Below are 2,804 nucleotides of genomic sequence, written 5' to 3'. Positions count from 1 at the left end.
AAAAGTCGGTATAATAGTAAGAGTTGAAAATAACAACTCCGGTCCGTTGGTCAAGGGGTTAAGACACCGCCTTTTCACGGCGGTAACACGGGTTCGAATCCCGTACGGACTATGGTATGTTACAGATGAAACACTAGATGAAAAAATTAAAAAAAGTTTCAAAAAAGTGTTGACAAGCGAAAGCGGCTGTGATATACTAATATAGTTGTCGCTTGAGAGAAGTGAGTGACAAAGACCTTTGAAAACTGAACAAGACGAACCAATGTGCAGGGCACTACAACCAAGGTTGTAGTACTGAACAATGAAAAAAACAATAAATCTGTCAGTGACAGAAATGAGTGAGAACTCAAACTTTTAATGAGAGTTTGATCCTGGCTCAGGACGAACGCTGGCGGCGTGCCTAATACATGCAAGTAGAACGCTGAAGGAAGGAGCTTGCTCTTTCCGGATGAGTTGCGAACGGGTGAGTAACGCGTAGGTAACCTGCCTGGTAGCGGGGGATAACTATTGGAAACGATAGCTAATACCGCATAAGAGTAGATGTCGCATGACATTTGCTTAAAAGGTGCAATTGCATCACTACCAGATGGACCTGCGTTGTATTAGCTAGTTGGTGGGGTAACGGCTCACCAAGGCGACGATACATAGCCGACCTGAGAGGGTGATCGGCCACACTGGGACTGAGACACGGCCCAGACTCCTACGGGAGGCAGCAGTAGGGAATCTTCGGCAATGGACGGAAGTCTGACCGAGCAACGCCGCGTGAGTGAAGAAGGTTTTCGGATCGTAAAGCTCTGTTGTAAGAGAAGAACGAGTGTGAGAGTGGAAAGTTCACACTGTGACGGTATCTTACCAGAAAGGGACGGCTAACTACGTGCCAGCAGCCGCGGTAATACGTAGGTCCCGAGCGTTGTCCGGATTTATTGGGCGTAAAGCGAGCGCAGGCGGTTAGATAAGTCTGAAGTTAAAGGCTGTGGCTTAACCATAGTACGCTTTGGAAACTGTTTAACTTGAGTGCAAGAGGGGAGAGTGGAATTCCATGTGTAGCGGTGAAATGCGTAGATATATGGAGGAACACCGGTGGCGAAAGCGGCTCTCTGGCTTGTAACTGACGCTGAGGCTCGAAAGCGTGGGGAGCAAACAGGATTAGATACCCTGGTAGTCCACGCCGTAAACGATGAGTGCTAGGTGTTAGACCCTTTCCGGGGTTTAGTGCCGCAGCTAACGCATTAAGCACTCCGCCTGGGGAGTACGACCGCAAGGTTGAAACTCAAAGGAATTGACGGGGGCCCGCACAAGCGGTGGAGCATGTGGTTTAATTCGAAGCAACGCGAAGAACCTTACCAGGTCTTGACATCCCTCTGACCGCTCTAGAGATAGAGTTTTCCTTCGGGACAGAGGTGACAGGTGGTGCATGGTTGTCGTCAGCTCGTGTCGTGAGATGTTGGGTTAAGTCCCGCAACGAGCGCAACCCCTATTGTTAGTTGCCATCATTCAGTTGGGCACTCTAGCGAGACTGCCGGTAATAAACCGGAGGAAGGTGGGGATGACGTCAAATCATCATGCCCCTTATGACCTGGGCTACACACGTGCTACAATGGCTGGTACAACGAGTCGCAAGTCGGTGACGGCAAGCTAATCTCTTAAAGCCAGTCTCAGTTCGGATTGTAGGCTGCAACTCGCCTACATGAAGTCGGAATCGCTAGTAATCGCGGATCAGCACGCCGCGGTGAATACGTTCCCGGGCCTTGTACACACCGCCCGTCACACCACGAGAGTTTGTAACACCCGAAGTCGGTGAGGTAACCATTTGGAGCCAGCCGCCTAAGGTGGGATAGATGATTGGGGTGAAGTCGTAACAAGGTAGCCGTATCGGAAGGTGCGGCTGGATCACCTCCTTTCTAAGGATAAGGAATGCATATTGGTCTTGTTTAGTCTTGAGAGGTCTTGTGGGGCCTTAGCTCAGCTGGGAGAGCGCCTGCTTTGCACGCAGGAGGTCAGCGGTTCGATCCCGCTAGGCTCCATTGGTGAGAGATCACCAAGTAATGCACATTGAAAATTGAATATCTATATCAAATAGTAACAAGAAAATAAACCGAAAACGCTGTAGTATTAATAAGAGTTTATGACTGAAAGGTCAAAAAATAAGGTTAAGTTAATAAGGGCGCACGGTGGATGCCTTGGCACTAGGAGCCGAAGAAGGACGTGACAAACGACGATATGCCTTGGGTAGCTGTAAGTAAGCGATGATCCAGGGATTTCCGAATGGGGGAACCCAACAGGTACTACCTGTTACCCATATCTGTTAAGGATATGAGGAGGAAGACGCAGTGAACTGAAACATCTAAGTAGCTGCAGGAAGAGAAAGCAAAAGCGATTGCCTTAGTAGCGGCGAGCGAAACGGCAGGAGGGCAAACCGAAGAGTTTACTCTTCGGGGTTGTAGGACTGCAAAGTGGACTCAAAGACTATAGAAGAATGATTTGGGAAGATCAGCCAAAGAGAGTGATAGCCTCGTATTTAAAATAGTCTTTGTACCTAGCAGTATCCTGAGTACGGCGGGACACGCGAAATCCCGTCGGAATCTGGGAGGACCATCTCCCAACCCTAAATACTCCCTAGTGACCGATAGTGAACCAGTACCGTGAGGGAAAGGTGAAAAGCACCCCGGGAGGGGAGTGAAATAGAACCTGAAACCGTGTGCCTACAACAAGTTCGAGCCCGTTAATGGGTGAGAGCGTGCCTTTTGTAGAATGAACCGGCGAGTTACGATATGATGCGAGGTTAAGTTGAAGAGACGGAGCCG

Annotated in this window: 2 tRNA genes and 2 rRNA genes; all 4 read left to right on the top strand. The window is 49.3% G+C overall.

From position 1 onward, the window contains the following. Positions 1-40: 40 nt before the first annotated feature. Positions 41-112: transfer RNA gene (locus K1I67_RS09510), tRNA-Glu, on the top strand. A gap of 241 nt (positions 113-353) precedes the next feature. After that, a 16S ribosomal RNA gene (locus tag K1I67_RS09505) occupies positions 354-1,901 on the top strand. Positions 1,902-1,951: 50 nt separating this feature from the next. After that, positions 1,952-2,024, top strand: a tRNA-Ala gene (locus K1I67_RS09500). Between the two features lie 124 nt (positions 2,025-2,148). Further along, positions 2,149-2,804: ribosomal RNA gene (locus K1I67_RS09495) — 23S ribosomal RNA — on the top strand; the annotation flags it as partial.

Source organism: Streptococcus infantis, assembly GCF_019929575.1.
Classification (GTDB): Bacteria; Bacillota; Bacilli; order Lactobacillales; family Streptococcaceae; genus Streptococcus; species Streptococcus infantis_L.
This window is presented reverse-complemented; position numbering and strand designations above follow the sequence as displayed.